A 14,890-nucleotide genomic window follows, 5' to 3' on the forward strand; every position below is an offset into this window, starting at 1 on the left:
GGGGCGGGGTCGACGACGGCGGCCACCGTGCAGTCAGCGATCACTACAGGGTCGGTCGGATCGGCGGATACGTCAGGTCGGCGGAGATGGCGATCAGTGCAAGGTCGGCGGAGACCGCGGGCACGGAGATCACTGCAGGCGAGTGCGACCACAGGGGGCAGCTTTCGGCGGTTGTGCACAGGCAGGCCAGGCGACGACGACCGCACGGCCCCCGGCTGCTGAGGTGGGTCCATGCCCAAGACCTACGTGATCCCGCCGGACGCCGGGCCGCTGCTGCGGCGGCAGGCCGGCCTCCTGTCGACCGTCCAGTGCGAGGAGCTCGGCATCGGCCGAGAGGTTCGACGGCGCATGGTCGGGCAGCGTCGCTGGACCAGCCCCGCACGCGGTGTGTACGACACCGAACCTGTGCCGCTGAACAGCAGGATCAGGGACGACTGGTTCGAGCACGCCGCGCGCTGGCGTACCTGGTTCGCTCTTCTCGTGCACGGCCCGGACGCCGTCGCCACCGGCTGCTGCGCGCTCGTGCTCCACGGGGTCTCGGGGCTGCCGCGCGACTTTCCGCTGGAGGTCGTGCGGGAGGACCGGTCGCCGCGACGGACCCGGCACGACGTCGTGGTCGTGGACTACCCGGCCTTTCCCACGGAGCCGGTCGGCGACCGGGCGGTCGCGCGGCTCGACCATGCCGCCGCGCAGGCACTCCCCAGGCTGTCGCGACCGAGCGCCCTCGCCGTGCTCGACGACCTCGCGCGGCGGCACGGCTTCACGCCGACCCGTCTCGCCGAGCTGCACGACCTGGTCCGACGGCGGCACGGCGCTGCCCCGCTCCACGAGCTGTTCGGGCTGGTCGACGCACGCTCGGAGTCACCGGCTGAGTCGGCCGCCCGGCTGTCGTGCCACGACAACGAGGTGCCGCCGGACGATCTCCAGGCGCGGATCGTGGTCGACGGCGCCGTCGTCGCGCGCGTCGACCTCGTCTGGCGACTGCCCGACGGGCGCTGGCTCGTCGTCGAGATCGACGGCGTCGGGCCGCACAGCACCACGCAGGCGCTGGTCCGGGACGCTCAGCGGCAGAACCAGCTGCTGGCCTCGGGTCAGGTGATCATGCTCCGGTTCAAGCCGGCGGACAACGACCTGCCGGGCGGCGTCGGCGCGAAGATCGCGAAGGTGCTCGCCGGTCACGGATGGCAGCCGGCCAGGTACGCGGCGTCGGGCGCCCTGATCAATCTGACCCCCGCGACGCTTGCTCGGTAGGGAGACGAAAAGTGCGCCTCTACCCAGTCATTGGGCCCGGAATCACGCTGATTTCGGGCCCAATGGCGGGGTAGAAGCGCACCTTGGGGTGGTGCCGGTGTCGCGGCCGGTGTCGGCACCGGCCACCGCATCCGCGGCGTCGGCTACGCCGCCAGGGCCTGCCGTTCCGGGGTCGGGTCCGCCAGGGGCGGGTAGTCGACCTGGAGGTACGGGCGCGGGATGCGGTGCTCGCGGGAGAGCCGCGCGCGGACCCGCACGTGCCACGTCCGGTACGCCCAGACGGTCGCGACCGCCGCGACCAGCAGCGTCGCCACGGCCCCGATGAGCACCGCGTACCGCGGGCCGAACGTCTCGCCGATCCAGCCGACCACGGGCGAGCCCAGCGGCGTGGTGCCGAGCAGCACCATCATGTAGATCGACATGACCCGACCACGCATCTCGGGCGCCACCGAGAGCTGGATCGCCGCGTTGGCCGACGTCAGCATGGTGAGCGACGCGAAGCCGACGGGGATGCACATGAGCAGGTAGCCCAGGTAGGTCGGCATGACGGCCTGGATGCCCATGGAGATCGCGAAGGCGAACGCCGCGCCCAGCACGAGCCGCACGCGCGGCCGCTCCCGCCGGGCCGCCAGGAGCGCGCCCGCCAGCGAGCCGATGGCCAGCACGGATCCGAGGATCCCGTACTCGCCCGCGCCCCGCCCGAACTCGACGCGCGCCATCATGGCCGACGTGAGCTGGAAGTTCAGGCCGAACGTGGAGACCACGCCCATCACGACCATGATCACCACGATGTCGCTGCGCCCGCGGATGTAGGCGAGCCCCTCGCGGATCTGACCTTTGGCGCGCGAGGCGGTGGGCTGCACCCGCAGGTCGCGCATCCGGGTCAGGGCCAGGATGACGGCGCCGAACGCGATGCCGTTGATGATGAACACCCAGCCGGTGCCGACGGCGGCGATGAGCAGGCCCGCCACACCGGGACCGATGAGGCGTGCGGCGTTGAAGTTCGTCGAGTTGAGCCCGACGGCGTTCGCGAGCCGCTTGGTCGGCACGAGTTCGGCGACGAAGGTCTGCCGCACGGGTCCGTCGATGGCGCTCACCACACCCAGCAGGGTGGCGAACACGTACACGTGCCACAGCTCTGCCGCGCCGGACAGCACCAGCGCACCGAGCCCGAGGCCCAGTACGCCCATGCCGCCCTGCGTGAGCATCAGGAGCTTGCGGCGGTCGACGCGGTCGGCCAGCAGGCCGGCCCACGCGGACAGGAAGATGTGCGGGATGAACTGCAGCGCGGTGACGATGCCCACGGCGACGCCGGAGTTGTTGGTCAGGAGGGTCAGTACGACCCAGTCCTGCGCCACGCGCTGCATCCAGGTGCCGATGTTGGCGACGAGAGCGCTGGCGAACCAGAGACGATAGTTACGATATTTAAGGCTGGCGAAGGTTGCGCTCATCGAGCGGCGATCCGGATCAGGAGCTCGCTGGCTCCTGCAAGGATCTCTCTCTCCTCTACGGTCAGTGTGGACAGCTGTTTGGTGAGCCAGGCGTCGCGACGACGCCGGGTCTCGGCGACCTCGCGCTCGCCCGCCGCGGTGAGGCGGACGACAACCTGTCGCCTGTCGGTCGCGTGCTCGACCTTCTCGACGAGGCCGAGCTCAGCCAGGGTGTTCACTGCTCGGGTCATCGACGGCGGCCGGACGCGCTCGTGCTCGGCAAGGGAGCCGGGGGACATCTCGCCGTGCTTGTGCAGCACCGTCAGGATCCCGAACTGCCCCTCAGGAAGGTCGGCCTCGCCGCGCTCGGCGCGCAGGCGACGGGACACTCGGGTGAGGGCGACACGGAGGTCGCCCCCGACGGTCGCCGGGCTTCGGCTGGACCTGCGGGAGCTCGACGGCACCCACGACATTCTAGATCATTAGCCTTGCTAACGGTACGTGGGTGCGGTCACACCACCGGCGTCCGACGGCGCCGCCTGGCGGCGGAAAGCACACGGCCCGGAGAACGACGAAGCGCCCGACCCCGGACGGGGGCGGGCGCTCCGAGGCCGGAACGGCCGAGGGTCAGCGCGCGCGGTTCGACTGCGCGAACTGTGCGACGCTCGGCTGGAGCTCCTGCTGCACGCTCTCGAACCGCTGCCCCTGCTCGCTGTGCGCCTTGAGCCGGTTCTCGAACTCGGCCTGCGTGCGCAGCTCGTCCTCGGTGGGCCACAGGCCGATCCCGAGGATGAGGAGGAACGTGACCACGCTGACCGCCATCACGAGCGGCACGAGCAGCTGCATCGTCGACGCGCCGGCGGGGACGGTGTCGACGGGGTTGACGACGGAGACGCCGGCCATGCCCGTGTAGTGCATGCCGGTCACCGCGATCCCCATCACCAGGGTGGCCACGATGGTCGCGAGCATGCCGCGGATGTGGACGGTGCACCACAGCGCCGCGGTCGCCGCGACGATCGCGATGGCGACCGACGTGATGACGTAGACCGGGTTGTAGACGACCTGCGCGGACATCTCCATCGCTTCCATGCCCATGTAGTGCATGGCCGCGACGCCCGAGCCGGCGAGCGCGCCGCCGACGAGCATCGCCGGCAGCTTGCGCTTGCCCAGCTCGGTGATGAACAGGCCGGCGCCGACCACGACGATCGCGATCGCCGCGCTGAGGAGGGTCTCGGGGATGTTGTACCGGATGGTCACGCCCGAGGCGGAGAAACCGAGCATGGCGACGAAGTGCATCACCCAGATCCCGGTACCGCCGAGGGCGATGGCGCCGAAGACGAGCCACGCCGCACGTGCGCCGCCCGAAGCCGCTCGGGCTCTGGACGTGCACGCAAGGCCCGTCGCTGCGCCGGTGCACGAGATCGCGTACGCCAGGATGGGCGTCACGATCCCGAAGGTGAAGTGGTCGATCACTGGCATCTTGTTGAACAGCCCCTCAGAATGGTTCCCTCTGTTGCGGAAACGTTACAGAGTCCCTGTGTACCGGACAATAGGCAGAACTCCCCGTCGAAGGGGTATTGCGGACGTGATCAGGCTGGTCAGAAGCGTTCGACGAGATAGTCGATGCACGCGGTGAGCGCGGCGACGTCGTCGGGCTCGACGGCGGGGTACATGCCGACGCGGAGCTGGTTGCGCCCGAGCTTCCGGTAGGCGAACACGTCCTGGACGCCGTTGGCGCGTAGCTCGGAGAGTACCCGTCCGGCGTCGATCTCGTCGGTCAGGTCGATGGTGCCGACCACCGTGGACCGCTCCTCCGGGCGCCGCACGAACGGCGTCGCCCAGGGGCGGGCGTCGGCCCAGGAGTAGAGGGTCTCGGCCGACGTCGCGCACCGCTCCGCCGACCACTTCAGGCCGCCCTGCTCCAGGAGCCACTCCACCTGGTCGGCCAGGAGCAGCAGCGTCGCGATGGCCGGCGTGTTCAGGGTCTGGTCCAGGCGCGAGTTCTGGATCGCGGTGGTGAGGGACAGGAACTCCGGCACCCAGCGGCCCGACGCCTCGATCCGCGCCGCGCGCTCGACGGCCGCGGGGGAGAGGACCGCCAGCCACAGGCCGCCGTCGGCCGCGAACACCTTCTGCGGGGCGAAGTAGTAGGCGTCGGTCTGGCGCAGGTCGACCGGCAGCGCGCCGGCCCCGGACGTCCCGTCGGTGAGCACGACGGCGCCGTCCGGCCCGGACGGGCGCAGCACCGGGGCCATGGCCCCGGTGGAGGTCTCGTTGTGCGGGGTGGCGTAGGTGTCGACGTCGTCGGCGGCCTGCAGGTAGGCGACCGTGCCCGGCTCCGCCTCGATCACCTGGGACGGCTCGAGGAAGGGCGCCCGCGACGTGGCGGTGGCGAACTTGGCGCCGAACTCGCCGAACGACGCGTGCTGCGCCTTGCGCTCCACGAGGCACAGCGTGGCGACGTCCCAGAAGGCGGTGGAGCCGCCGTTGCCGAGGGCGACCTCGTACCCGTCGGGCGCGCCGAGCAGCTCCGTGACACCCTCGCGAATGCGGCGGACCACGTCCTTGACGGGCGCCTGGCGGTGCGAGGTACCGAGCACGTGGGCGTTCGCCACGAGATGATCTACCTGTCCCGGGCGCACCTTGGAGGGGCCTGAGCCGAAACGGCCGTCGGTGGGCAGCAGGTGTGTCGGGATTGTCAGTGGCACAGAACTAGACTAGAACCTGGGCCGACGCCCGGGGCGCCGAGCCCAGGGCGACTGGACGGCTGCGCGCATGACGGGAGCTGACGTGACGGATCTGATCGACACCACCGAGATGTACCTCAAGACGATCTACGAGCTCGACGAGGAGGGCATCACCCCTCTGCGCGCGCGCATCGCGGAGCGCCTGGGGCATTCCGGACCGACGGTGTCGCAGACGGTCGCGCGCATGGAGCGCGACGGACTCGTGATCGTGACCGGGGACCGCCACCTGGAGCTCACCGAGCTCGGGCACGACAAGGCGATGCGCGTGATGCGCAAGCACCGCCTCGCGGAGCGCCTGCTGACCGACGTGATCAAGCTCGACTGGGAGCACGTGCACGTCGAGGCCTGCCGCTGGGAGCACGTGATGAGCGACCTCGTGGAGAAGCGCCTCGTCGGCCTGCTCGACCACCCCCACCACGACCCGTACGGCAACCCGATCCCCGGCCTGTCGGAGCTCGGCGAGGCCTACACGGACGTGCCGTTCCTGGCCGGGGTCATCTCGCTGCCCTCCGCGTTCGAGGCGGCGGCCAAGAAGGGCGTGAAGGGCGAGCCGCTCGCGGCGTCCCTCACCCGGATCGCGGAGCCGCTGCAGACGGACGTCGAGCTGCTGGCCCGCCTGTCCGACGCCGGCCTCGTGCCCGGCTCGCGGATCACGGCCGAGCTCAGCGACGGGACTTACACGGTGACCGTCGACGGCGCCGGGACGGCGCTGGAGCTCGGTGAGGACCTGGCGCGCCACCTCTTCGTCGCGACCGCCTGAACCGCACCCGAGGGTGTCCCAAACCTTCCGCTTTGTCGGAAAGGTGAGGCCACGTTCCCGACACGCCATGACATTCGTTGCCGGAACGTGACATCGGGGGTGAGGTCGGGTACGTTCAGATCGCTCTCACGGAGTCTTTTTCGTGAGAGTCCTCGGACGGACGCCGAACTCTGTCACCGGCCGGGGCCCCAAGACGACCGCATGACAGAGGCGGGGGACCCACCGTTGGGCGCCAGGGTGCGTCCTAGGGGTGAAGCCGGGTAATCCTTCGGGAATGCACGGCCGGGTGATTTCTCCCACCCGAACCCGACAGCTGACCTCGAAGGCGTACAAGGAGAGGTACTACGTGACCGCACGTACCACCCGCGCACGCCATCGTGCTGCGCGACGCCCCGTGACTCCGCTCACCGAGCTTGCTCAGAACGCCGCCGTTGGTCGTCGTACCGCGGTTGCCGCCGCAGGTGGCGCGCTCCTGGTCTCCACGTTCGGTGGCGCGATGGCAGCGCAGGCCGCTCCGATGGAGACCGGCCACGCCAAGATGAACTCGGTGGACCTCAACGCGCTGACGTCCCAGGCTCGCGAGTCCCTGTCGAACGCACCTGTCGTGACCGTCGCGCCCGACGCCGAGCTGAGCGTCGAGAAGTCCGCCGTCTCGGTGGTCTCGGCCGCCGACAACGAGGACTACCAGGCCGAGCTGGCCGCCCAGGAAGCCGAGGAGGCCGCTGAGGCGGCCGCCGCCGAGGCAGCAGAGGCCGCGGCCAGCGCCGTGTCGACCGCCTCCTCGTCCGTCGACATCCCGGCGTCGGCGATCGGCAACTCCGTGATCTCCATCGCCAGCCGCTACATCGGCGTCCCGTACGTCTCCGGCGGCTCCAGCCCGAGTGGTTTCGACTGCTCGGGCTTTACTTCGTACGTCTTCGCGCAGCTCGGCATCTCGCTGCCGCACTCCTCGTCGGCGCAGGCCGGCTACGGCACCCAGGTGCCGGCGTCGCAGGCCCAGCCGGGCGACCTGATGTGGACCCCCGGTCACGTCTCGATCTACGCCGGTGGCAACACCATGATCGACGCGTCCAAGCCGGGCACCGTGGTCGACTTCCGCACCATCTGGCAGTCGAACCCCACGTTCATCCGCCTGGGCTGACCGCAGCCACGCAGTACCGCAGCAGAGCGCCTGTCCGGGGAGATTCGGGCGGGCGCTCTGCTTTGCCATCTTTCTGCCGTCTTTTTGCCTCCGGATACCCACGACCGGCGCCCCGCCGGTAGCGTTGGAGGGCAAAGATGCACTGCTGAGGAAAGGACTGGCGATGACACGATCCGAGGTCGTACTGGTCGGGGTGGACGGATCGGCCGCGAGTCTGCACGCGCTGGACTGGGCTACCGCCTACGCGCACCGCGTGGGCTGGGCGCTGCACATCGTGTGCAGCTACTCCCTGCCGTCGTTCACCGCCGCGTCGCTCGACGGCGGGTACGCCGCGCTGGACGACACGACGATCCAGGAGGGCGCCAAGGCGGTCCTGGTCGAGGCGGAGAACCGCGTGGCCGACGCCGGGGTCCGCGCCACGACGGAGGTCGCGACCGGTGACGCCGCGGGCGTGCTCGTGGAGCTGTCCACCGACTACGGGCTCGCCGTGGTCGGGACGCGGGGCCGGGGCGGGTTCACGGAGCGGCTGCTGGGCACGGTGTCGTCCGCGCTCCCCGCGCACGCGAAGTGCCCGGTGGTGGTGGTGCCGCTGCGCGCCGAGACCAACCGCGGCGTCTCCTGGACGCCGCCGGACCTCGAGTCGGACGAGCCGGCCGCTGCGCCGGCCGCGTCGGACGTCGAGGCGGGCGGGGTCGCCGAGATCCGGGAGGTGCGCCGGATCGTCGTCGGCGTGGACGGGTCGCCGCAGGCCGAGCGGGCGCTGCAGCACGCGATCGTGCAGGCCAACGCGTGGGGTGCGGAGCTGACAGCGGTCACGGGCGTGCCTGTGGGGAACGCCGGGATGCTGGCGTGGCTGCCGTCCTCGATCGACCGGGAGCAGGTGCTGGCCGATATCGGGGCGGGCATGGACGTGCTGATCGACCGGTACGAGGCCCTGAACCCGGGCCTGCGGATCCGGCGGATCGTGCTCGACGGCACGGGCGCCGAGCTGCTGACGGAGTTCTCGACGGCGTCGGACCTCGTGGTCGTGGGCTCACGCGGTCGCGGCGGCTTCCGCGGCCTGCTGCTGGGCTCGACGAGCCAGGCTGTGCTGCACCACGCGGCGTGCCCGGTGCTCGTGGTGAACAAGCACTGCCCGGACTGACCGCGCGGTCCCGGAACGAGTCAGACCCTCAGGTCACCCGGGTGGCCTGAGGGTCTGACACGTCGGCGTGTCGGTCAGGCCTGCGCGGCCTCGGCGGCCGCGAGGAGCACGCAGGTCGCGACGCCGTCCATCGCCGTGCGGACCTCGTCCAGCGGCGGCATCGACGGCGCGAGGCGCACGTTCTTGTCCTGCGGGTCCTTGCCGTACGGGTGGGTGGCGCCGGCGGGGGTCAGGGCGATCCCGGCCTCCTTGGCGAGCTGGACCACGCGGGCCGCCGTGCCCGGCGCGACGTCGAGCGACACGAAGTAGCCGCCCTTGGGCTCGGTCCACGACGCGATGCCGTAGCCGCCCAGGCGCTCGGTCAGGATCTCGACCACGGCCTCGAACTTGGGCGCCAGGATCGCGCGGTGCTTGCGCATGTGCTCGCGCACGCCGTCGGCCGAGCCGAAGAACATTCCGTGCCGCAGGTGGTTGATCTTGTCGGGGCCGATCGAGGCGACCGACAGGTGCTTCTTGAACCAGGCGATGTTCGCCGGCGAGCTGCCCAGGAACGCGACGCCCGCGCCCGCGAACGTGATCTTGGACGTGGAGGCGAACAGCAGCACGCGGTCGGGGTGGCCGGCCTCGGCGGCCAGCGCGATGGCGTTCGGGCTGGTCACCTCGTCGTCGGTCAGGTGGTGCACCGCGTAGGCGTTGTCCCACAGGATCCGGAAGTCCGGCGCGGCCGCGGGCATCGAGACCAGTGCGCGGGCGACCTCGGCGCTGATGACCGCACCGTCCGGGTTGGAGTAGGTGGGGACCACCCACATGCCCTTGATGGTGGGGTCCGCGGCGACGAGCGCGGCCACGGCCTCGGCGTCCGGGCCGTCCGCCGTCATCGGGACGGGGATCATCTCGATGCCGAAGGCCTCGCAGATCGTGAAGTGCCGGTCGTAGCCCGGCACCGGGCAGATCCAGCGCACCTTCTCCTCGCGCGACCACGGCTTCGGCGAGTCGGGGAAGCCGAACAGCTCCGCGAACGCGACGACGTCGTGCATGGACGTGAGCGAGGCGTTCCCGCCCGCGAGGAGCTGCTCCACGGGCACGTCGAGCAGCTCGGCGAAGATGCGGCGGATCGTGATGCCGCCGTCCAGCCCGCCGTAGTTGCGCGTGTCCGTGCCGGACTCGTCGGCGTGCACGCCGACGCCGGGCAGGGCCAGCATGGGCTCGGCGAGATCGAGCTGCTCCGCCGACGGCTTGCCGCGCGTGAGATCCAGCTTCAGGCCCTTGGCCTGAAGCTCGGCGTAAGCCTGCTGGAGCTCCGCGAGTGCGGGCAGTGTTGCGGTGTTGTGGGACGACGTCGTAGTGGTCACCCCCGGGAGCCTACGCTCAGCCGGCGGCCGGTGACAGCCGGGACCGGCGACGCTTCCGCGGCGGGGCCGGCTTGTCCTCCGGCTTCTCGTCCGGGATGTCTGCCGTGTCCGTGGACGGGGTGGTTTCGACGACGGCCTCGGCCGTCTCGGTCGCGTCCTTGTCGGTGTCGGACGGCGGTTCGGCGGCCGGCTTCTCGGCGGCTCCCGGCGGTTCGGTGGCCGGCGCCTCGGTGTCCGGCTCCTCGGCCGGCGTCGGCTCCTCGGTGTCCTGGCCCGGCTCCTCCGCCTGGGCCTCGCCGTCCGAGCCGCCGTCGTCGGAGCCCTCGCCCGGGCCGCCCCCGGGCCCGCCGTCCCGCAGCGCCACGAGCGACTCCTCCAGGATGTCCAGCGCCATCTCCAGCTCGGGCTGCACGATCGACAGCGGCGGCGACAGGCGGATCGTCGCGTCGTGCGTGTCCTTCGCGAGGACGCCGCGCTCCAGCAGGGCCTCGCACAGCTCGCGGCCCGTGCCGAGCGACGGGTCGACGTCGATCCCCGCCCAGAGCCCCACGCAGCGCGCCCCGGTCAGCAGACCCTGGTCCACGAGCGCGTCGAGCCGCTCCTGGAGCACCTTGCCCGACGCCGCCGCGCGCGCCTGGTACTGCCCCGTCGAGAGCAGGTCGAGGGCCGCGACGCCGACCGCGCAGGCCAGCGGGTTGCCGCCGAACGTCGAGCCGTGGGTACCCGGCGTCAGGACGCCCAGGATCTCCGGCCTGCCGACCACGGCCGAGACCGCGACGATGCCGCCGCCCAGCGCCTTGCCCAGACAGACCAGGTCCGGCCGCACGTCCCAGAGCTCGCAGGCCAGCGTGGTGCCGGTGCGCCCGAGGCCGGACTGGATCTCGTCGGCGACCAGCGCGATGTTCTTCTCGGCGGTGAGGGCGCGCAGGCCCGGCCAGAAGTCGTCCGGCGGCACCACGACACCGGCCTCGCCCTGCACCGGCTCCATCAGCACGGCCACCGTCGTGTCGTCCACGGCGTCGGCCACCGCGGCCAGGTCGCCGAAGGTCACCCGCACGAAACCGGGGGTGAACGGGCCGAACCCGTCGCGGGCGGCCGGGTCGTCCGACAGGCCGACCAGCGTGGTGGTGCGGCCGTGGAAGTTGCCGCCGGCGACCACGATCGTCGCCTGGTCCTCGGGCACGCCGCGCACGTCGTAGCCCCACTTGCGGACCGCCTTGATCGCGGTCTCCACGGCCTCGGCGCCGGTGTTCATCGGCACCACGAGGCTGTCCTCGCCGCCGGTCGTCAGCGGCCCCACGACCTCGACGAGCCGCTGGGCGAACTCCTCGAGCCGGTCGTGGTCGAACGCACGGGACGTGAGCGTCACCTGGCGCAGCTGCGTCATCGCGGCTGCCACCAGTCCTTGGTGCAGGTGCCCGAAGTTCAGGGCCGAGTACCCCGACAGGAAGTCGAGGAACTCGTTGCCGTCGGTGTCCCATACGTGTGTACCGTGCGCCCGCGCGATCGTGACCGGCAGGGGGTGGTACGTCGGGGCGAGTGCGCCGTGCGTCGTGTCCGCCATGACCCGCAGCCTAGGTCGGGTCCCTTGATCCTGCCGGTCCGGTCGCGGATATTGACACCCGGCCGCCCAGTGTCCAGGGACGGCCTACTTCTGCTCGATGACGCGGGGGAACCGCTCCGGCGGGGGGCCGAACGCGGCGCGCGACTGCGCGATCACGGTGTGGCCGAGCGCGCGGGCACCGATCAGGCCGACCACGGCGCCGATGCCGAACGGCAGGATGCGGCCGAGCAGCAGGCTGCCCTGCTTGGCGATCTGCTTCTTGATGAACTGGTGCGTCAGCGCCTTGTTCACGCGCTGCAGCGTGCCGCGCGGCATGCTCGTGAGCAGCACCTTGCCCCAGGCGACGCCCGACCCGCCGATGGCGTCCTCGACGTCCTTGGCGCCCTTGTCGCCGAGCACCGTGGCGAGCAGCAGTGCCCGGCGGCGCGGGACGTCCTGCACGTCGATCCCGTGCACGTCGGCCACCGCGAGCGAGAACGCCGCGGACGACGCGAAGAACGTCGCCACGTCGCTCGTCGACAGCGCGACGCTCGCCGCCGTGCCGACCGCCGGGATGGCGGCTGCCGCGCCCACCGCGCTGCCCGTGGTCTGGATGACCCGCAGGTACTCCTTCTCCAGCAGCCGGATGATCTCCGCCGGCGAGGCGCCGGGGTTCCTGGCGCGCACCTTGTCCACATGCTTGTGGATGGTCGCCGACGGAATGGTCACCGCCCGGTCGACCAGGTGGTCCAGCGGCCCGTCCGGCTTGTAGTTGAGCCAGTCCGCCTTGGTGACCTGCAGCGAGTCGTCCGGCTTGACCAGGGCGTCGCCCGGCGTGGCCCGGCCGTTGGACTCGGCCGCGGTCAGCTTCTTGTCGTCGGTCATGTCAGCCCTCCGGCTGGTTGAACTGCGCGTCCGGGATCTGGGCGCCCGCCTTGAGCGTGCGGCCCACCGTGCATGCCTTGTCGATCGATCGCTGGGCGATCGTCAGGAGCTTTGCCCGGTCCTCGTCGTCGAGGGCGGACAGGTCGATCTCGAACTTCTCGGTGAGCACCGGGTACCGGTCCTCCGCCATGTTCTTCGGGTCCTCGACCCGGATGGTGGTCTTGTAGTCGTCACCCAGACGGCGCGAGAACGCACGGTCGCTGCTCATCCCGGCGCACGCCGCGAGCGCGATCTTCAGCAGCTCACCCGGCGTGAACACCGCGCCGGCGCTGGCCGGCCCGATCTCGACGCGGGCACCGCGGGCCGAGAAGCCCGTGTATGTCCGCGTGCCGTTGCGCTCCACCCACAGCGGGTCGGTGGGCGAGGGGGTCACGGCGTCCTCGCTGCGCGCGGCGTCCGGGGTCGTGGTCTGCTCCGTCATGGGGGTAATCCTTCCACTGGTCACCGACACGGTCACGGAGCTGGGCGCTGCGGGTCCCGGTCGGTCGGCCTCGTGGTCAACGCGGACGGCGCCCGCGACGTTCCCGTTCGCGCGCGCGGCCCGGCCCGCCGGCCGCGCGGACCGGCCCGTTCGCCGCGCAGACAGGCCCCTGCGCTGCGACGATTCTGCGATGGGGGAGAACGTGAGCGGCACGCCGGCGGCGCCCGGCCCGGCGTCGGACAGCGGGAGCACGACGCCGGACGGCGGGAAGAGCCGGTGGACGCCGGACTGGCGGGACATCGGCAAGCGGCTGCTCGGCGTGGCGGGCGTGATCCTGGCCGTGTGGCTGATCTACCTGTTCCTCGACGCCTTCCTGCCGCGCTGGTGGGCGCAGGTGATCGGCAACGCCGTGGACGGGTCGTTCGCCGCGGGCGCGTGGTGGGGGCTGCTGGTCGGCGCCGTGTTCACGCTGCTCCCGGTGCTGTTCCTCGCGCAGGCGGTGCTCACCCGGCGGTCCTGGCAGGTGCGCAGCGGGCTGCTCGCGCTGGCGGTGGTGTTCGCGGTGCCGAACCTGATGACCCTCGGCATCGTCCTGGGCACGTCGGCGGCGGCGCACGCCGGCGAGCGGATCCTCGACGTGAACGGTCCAGCGTTCCGCGGCGGGTCGGCGTGGGGTGCGGTGGCCGGCGGCGTCGTGGCGCTCGTGATCGTGACGATGACCGTGCTGTACCGCCGGCGCGGGGCCCACCTCAAGGAGCTCCGGGCCAAGCAGGGCTGACGGCGGCAGGCCGCGGCTTGCCCGGGGCGCCGACGTAGGCTTGGCTTGCCCCCATGACCGAGATCGACACCCCGTACGAGGGCCTGCTCCGCGACGTGCTCGCCACCGGGACCCGCAAGGGCGACCGGACCGGCACGGGCACCCGCAGCGTGTTCGGGCGGCAGATCCGGTACGACCTGGCGCAGGGGTTCCCGCTGATCACCACCAAGCGCGTGCACCTCAAGTCGGTCGTGTACGAGCTGCTGTGGTTCCTGCGCGGCGACTCCAACGTGCGCTGGCTTCAGAAGCACGGCGTCAAGATCTGGGATGAGTGGGCCGACGAATATGGTGATCTCGGCCCTGTGTACGGCGTCCAGTGGCGATCCTGGCCCACGCCCGACGGCGGGCATGTGGACCAGATCGCCAAGGTCGTCGAGCAGATCCGCACCAATCCGGACTCGCGGCGGCACATCGTCACGGCGTGGAACCCGGCCGAGGTGGACGACATGGCCCTGCCGCCGTGCCACGCCCTGTTCCAGTTCTACGTGGCCGACGGCAAGCTGAGCTGCCAGCTCTACCAGCGCTCGGCCGACCTTTTCCTCGGCGTCCCGTTCAACATCGCTTCGTACGCGCTGCTCACGCACATGGTCGCGGCGCAGACCGGGCTCGAGGTCGGCGAGTTCGTGTGGACCGGCGGCGACGTGCACATCTACGACAACCACGTGGAGCAGGTCGAGACGCAGCTCGCGCGCGACCCGTACCCGTACCCGTCGCTGCGGCTGGCCCCGCGCGACTCGATCTTCGAGTACGAGTACGAGGACGTCGAGGTGCTCGACTACGTGTCGCACCCCACCATCAAGGCCCCGATCGCCGTCTGATGATCGGGCTCATCTGGGGACAGGCGCGCGACGCCGCAGGCCGGCCCGTCATCGGCGCGGGCGGCGACATCCCGTGGCACGTGCCGGAGGACTTCGCGCACTTCAAGCGGACCACGGCGGGGCACCCCGTGGTGATGGGCCGGCTCACCTGGGAGTCGCTGCCCAAGCGCCCGCTGCCGGGCCGGACCAACATCGTGGTCTCGTCGCGCGGCTCCCGCGGGGTGCCGGACGCCGCCGACGGCGTCGTCGCGGCCGGGACGCTCGGCGAGGCCCTCACGGTCGCCGCCGACGCACCGGGCGGGGACGAGATCTGGGTGATGGGCGGGTCGCAGGTCTACCACGAGGCGATGCCCGTCGCCGACGTCCTGGAGGTCAGCGAGATCAACACGGAGGTCGAGGGCGACGTCTACGCCCCGGAGATCGGCCCGGAGTGGGCGGTCGCCTCAGCGACGGACTGGACGACGTCGTCCTCCGGGCTGCGGTTCCGGCACCTGACCTACCGCCGCGCGGCGTAGCGCCGC

Annotated in this window: 15 protein-coding genes and 1 riboswitch; of the genes, 7 read left to right on the forward strand and 8 right to left on the reverse strand. The window is 71.4% G+C overall.

The window, feature by feature from the left end; genetic code table 11:
- Positions 1-231 precede the first annotated feature (231 nt).
- Positions 232-1,251: a hypothetical protein gene (locus tag ACFV9Q_RS20400; protein ID WP_377235904.1), complete on the forward strand. Its 1,020-nt coding sequence runs from the start codon at positions 232-234 to the stop codon at positions 1,249-1,251.
- Between the two features lie 143 nt (positions 1,252-1,394).
- Here the strand turns inward: ACFV9Q_RS20400 and ACFV9Q_RS20405 are convergent, their stop codons facing one another.
- The 4 genes from ACFV9Q_RS20405 to serC form a co-directional block, all read right to left on the reverse strand.
- A complete protein-coding gene (locus ACFV9Q_RS20405) occupies positions 1,395-2,702 on the reverse strand; it encodes an MFS transporter (protein ID WP_377231926.1) in 1,308 nt (435 codons plus the stop codon).
- Positions 2,699-3,154: a MarR family winged helix-turn-helix transcriptional regulator gene (locus ACFV9Q_RS20410; protein ID WP_377235905.1), complete on the reverse strand. Its 456-nt coding sequence runs from the start codon at positions 3,152-3,154 to the stop codon at positions 2,699-2,701. Before ACFV9Q_RS20410 ends, ACFV9Q_RS20405 begins: the two co-directional genes overlap by 4 nt.
- A 154-nt stretch (positions 3,155-3,308) precedes the next feature.
- On the reverse strand, positions 3,309-4,160 hold the full coding sequence (locus ACFV9Q_RS20415) for an MHYT domain-containing protein (protein ID WP_377231924.1): 852 nt from the start codon (positions 4,158-4,160) through the stop codon (positions 3,309-3,311).
- Between the two features lie 119 nt (positions 4,161-4,279).
- On the reverse strand, positions 4,280-5,389 hold the full coding sequence (gene serC, locus ACFV9Q_RS20420) for a phosphoserine transaminase (protein WP_377235906.1): 1,110 nt from the start codon (positions 5,387-5,389) through the stop codon (positions 4,280-4,282).
- Positions 5,390-5,471: 82 nt separating this feature from the next.
- Between serC and ACFV9Q_RS20425 the strand changes: the two genes are divergently transcribed.
- From ACFV9Q_RS20425 to ACFV9Q_RS20435, 3 genes are all read left to right on the forward strand, one after another.
- The gene (locus ACFV9Q_RS20425; RefSeq protein WP_036964626.1) at positions 5,472-6,188 is read left to right on the forward strand and encodes a metal-dependent transcriptional regulator; all 717 of its coding nucleotides are present in this window, start codon (positions 5,472-5,474) and stop codon (positions 6,186-6,188) included.
- A 151-nt stretch (positions 6,189-6,339) separates the two neighbouring features.
- Positions 6,340-6,532: riboswitch (cyclic di-AMP (ydaO/yuaA leader) on the forward strand.
- Between the two features lie 152 nt (positions 6,533-6,684).
- Positions 6,685-7,329 carry a C40 family peptidase gene (locus ACFV9Q_RS20430; protein ID WP_377231922.1) on the forward strand — a complete coding sequence of 215 codons (645 nt, stop codon included), beginning with the start codon at positions 6,685-6,687 and terminating at the stop codon, positions 7,327-7,329.
- 163 nt (positions 7,330-7,492) lie between these two features.
- Positions 7,493-8,473: a universal stress protein gene (locus ACFV9Q_RS20435; protein WP_377235907.1), complete on the forward strand. Its 981-nt coding sequence runs from the start codon at positions 7,493-7,495 to the stop codon at positions 8,471-8,473.
- 74 nt (positions 8,474-8,547) lie between these two features.
- On the opposite strand, the gene ACFV9Q_RS20440 is transcribed toward ACFV9Q_RS20435, so the two are convergent.
- From ACFV9Q_RS20440 to ACFV9Q_RS20455, 4 genes are all read right to left on the reverse strand, one after another.
- Positions 8,548-9,825 (reverse strand): aminotransferase class I/II-fold pyridoxal phosphate-dependent enzyme, encoded by a 1,278-nt coding sequence (locus ACFV9Q_RS20440; RefSeq protein ID WP_377232079.1) that lies wholly within the window; start codon positions 9,823-9,825, stop codon positions 8,548-8,550.
- Between the two features lie 16 nt (positions 9,826-9,841).
- A complete protein-coding gene (gene rocD / locus ACFV9Q_RS20445) occupies positions 9,842-11,389 on the reverse strand; it encodes an ornithine--oxo-acid transaminase (RefSeq protein WP_377235908.1) in 1,548 nt (515 codons plus the stop codon).
- A gap of 84 nt (positions 11,390-11,473) precedes the next feature.
- Positions 11,474-12,253, reverse strand: coding sequence for a hypothetical protein (locus ACFV9Q_RS20450; protein ID WP_377235909.1), 780 nt, complete (start codon positions 12,251-12,253; stop codon positions 11,474-11,476).
- A 1-nt stretch (position 12,254) separates the two neighbouring features.
- Complete coding sequence (locus ACFV9Q_RS20455) at positions 12,255-12,734, reverse strand: OsmC family protein (RefSeq protein WP_377235910.1); 480 nt, start codon at positions 12,732-12,734, stop codon at positions 12,255-12,257.
- A 190-nt stretch (positions 12,735-12,924) separates the two neighbouring features.
- On the opposite strand from ACFV9Q_RS20455, the gene ACFV9Q_RS20460 reads away from it, so the two are divergent.
- From ACFV9Q_RS20460 to ACFV9Q_RS20470, 3 genes are read left to right on the forward strand one after another with little or no spacing between them, the layout of a single operon-like run.
- Complete coding sequence (locus ACFV9Q_RS20460; RefSeq protein WP_377235911.1) at positions 12,925-13,512, forward strand: hypothetical protein; 588 nt, start codon at positions 12,925-12,927, stop codon at positions 13,510-13,512.
- A 53-nt stretch (positions 13,513-13,565) separates the two neighbouring features.
- On the forward strand, positions 13,566-14,369 hold the full coding sequence (locus ACFV9Q_RS20465) for a thymidylate synthase (RefSeq protein ID WP_377235912.1): 804 nt from the start codon (positions 13,566-13,568) through the stop codon (positions 14,367-14,369).
- Entirely contained in the window at positions 14,369-14,884 is a 516-nt protein-coding gene (locus ACFV9Q_RS20470) for a dihydrofolate reductase (RefSeq protein ID WP_377232085.1), read from the forward strand. The genes ACFV9Q_RS20465 and ACFV9Q_RS20470 overlap by 1 nt, the downstream gene beginning before the upstream one ends.
- The last annotated feature ends 6 nt before the right edge of the window (positions 14,885-14,890 follow it).

The sequence above is a fragment of the Promicromonospora sp. NPDC059942 genome (assembly GCF_042731755.1).
In the GTDB taxonomy this organism is placed as follows: Bacteria; Actinomycetota; Actinomycetes; order Actinomycetales; family Cellulomonadaceae; genus Promicromonospora.

What these genes read in the sequence shown, in the direction of transcription:
- ACFV9Q_RS20400 (WP_377235904.1), top strand. Translation starts at nt 232, where the DNA reads ATGCCCAAGACCTACGTGATCCCGCCGGACGCCGGGCCGCTGCTGCGG.
- ACFV9Q_RS20405 (WP_377231926.1), bottom strand. Translation starts at nt 2,702, where the DNA reads ATGAGCGCAACCTTCGCCAGCCTTAAATATCGTAACTATCGTCTCTGG.
- ACFV9Q_RS20410 (WP_377235905.1), bottom strand. Translation starts at nt 3,154, where the DNA reads ATGTCGTGGGTGCCGTCGAGCTCCCGCAGGTCCAGCCGAAGCCCGGCG.
- ACFV9Q_RS20455 (WP_377235910.1), bottom strand. Translation starts at nt 12,734, where the DNA reads ATGACGGAGCAGACCACGACCCCGGACGCCGCGCGCAGCGAGGACGCC.
- ACFV9Q_RS20435 (WP_377235907.1), top strand. Translation starts at nt 7,493, where the DNA reads ATGACACGATCCGAGGTCGTACTGGTCGGGGTGGACGGATCGGCCGCG.
- ACFV9Q_RS20430 (WP_377231922.1), top strand. Translation starts at nt 6,685, where the DNA reads ATGGCAGCGCAGGCCGCTCCGATGGAGACCGGCCACGCCAAGATGAAC.
- ACFV9Q_RS20470 (WP_377232085.1), top strand. Translation starts at nt 14,369, where the DNA reads ATGATCGGGCTCATCTGGGGACAGGCGCGCGACGCCGCAGGCCGGCCC.
- ACFV9Q_RS20450 (WP_377235909.1), bottom strand. Translation starts at nt 12,253, where the DNA reads ATGACCGACGACAAGAAGCTGACCGCGGCCGAGTCCAACGGCCGGGCC.
- ACFV9Q_RS20460 (WP_377235911.1), top strand. Translation starts at nt 12,925, where the DNA reads ATGGGGGAGAACGTGAGCGGCACGCCGGCGGCGCCCGGCCCGGCGTCG.
- ACFV9Q_RS20465 (WP_377235912.1), top strand. Translation starts at nt 13,566, where the DNA reads ATGACCGAGATCGACACCCCGTACGAGGGCCTGCTCCGCGACGTGCTC.
- ACFV9Q_RS20415 (WP_377231924.1), bottom strand. Translation starts at nt 4,160, where the DNA reads ATGCCAGTGATCGACCACTTCACCTTCGGGATCGTGACGCCCATCCTG.
- rocD (WP_377235908.1), bottom strand. Translation starts at nt 11,389, where the DNA reads ATGGCGGACACGACGCACGGCGCACTCGCCCCGACGTACCACCCCCTG.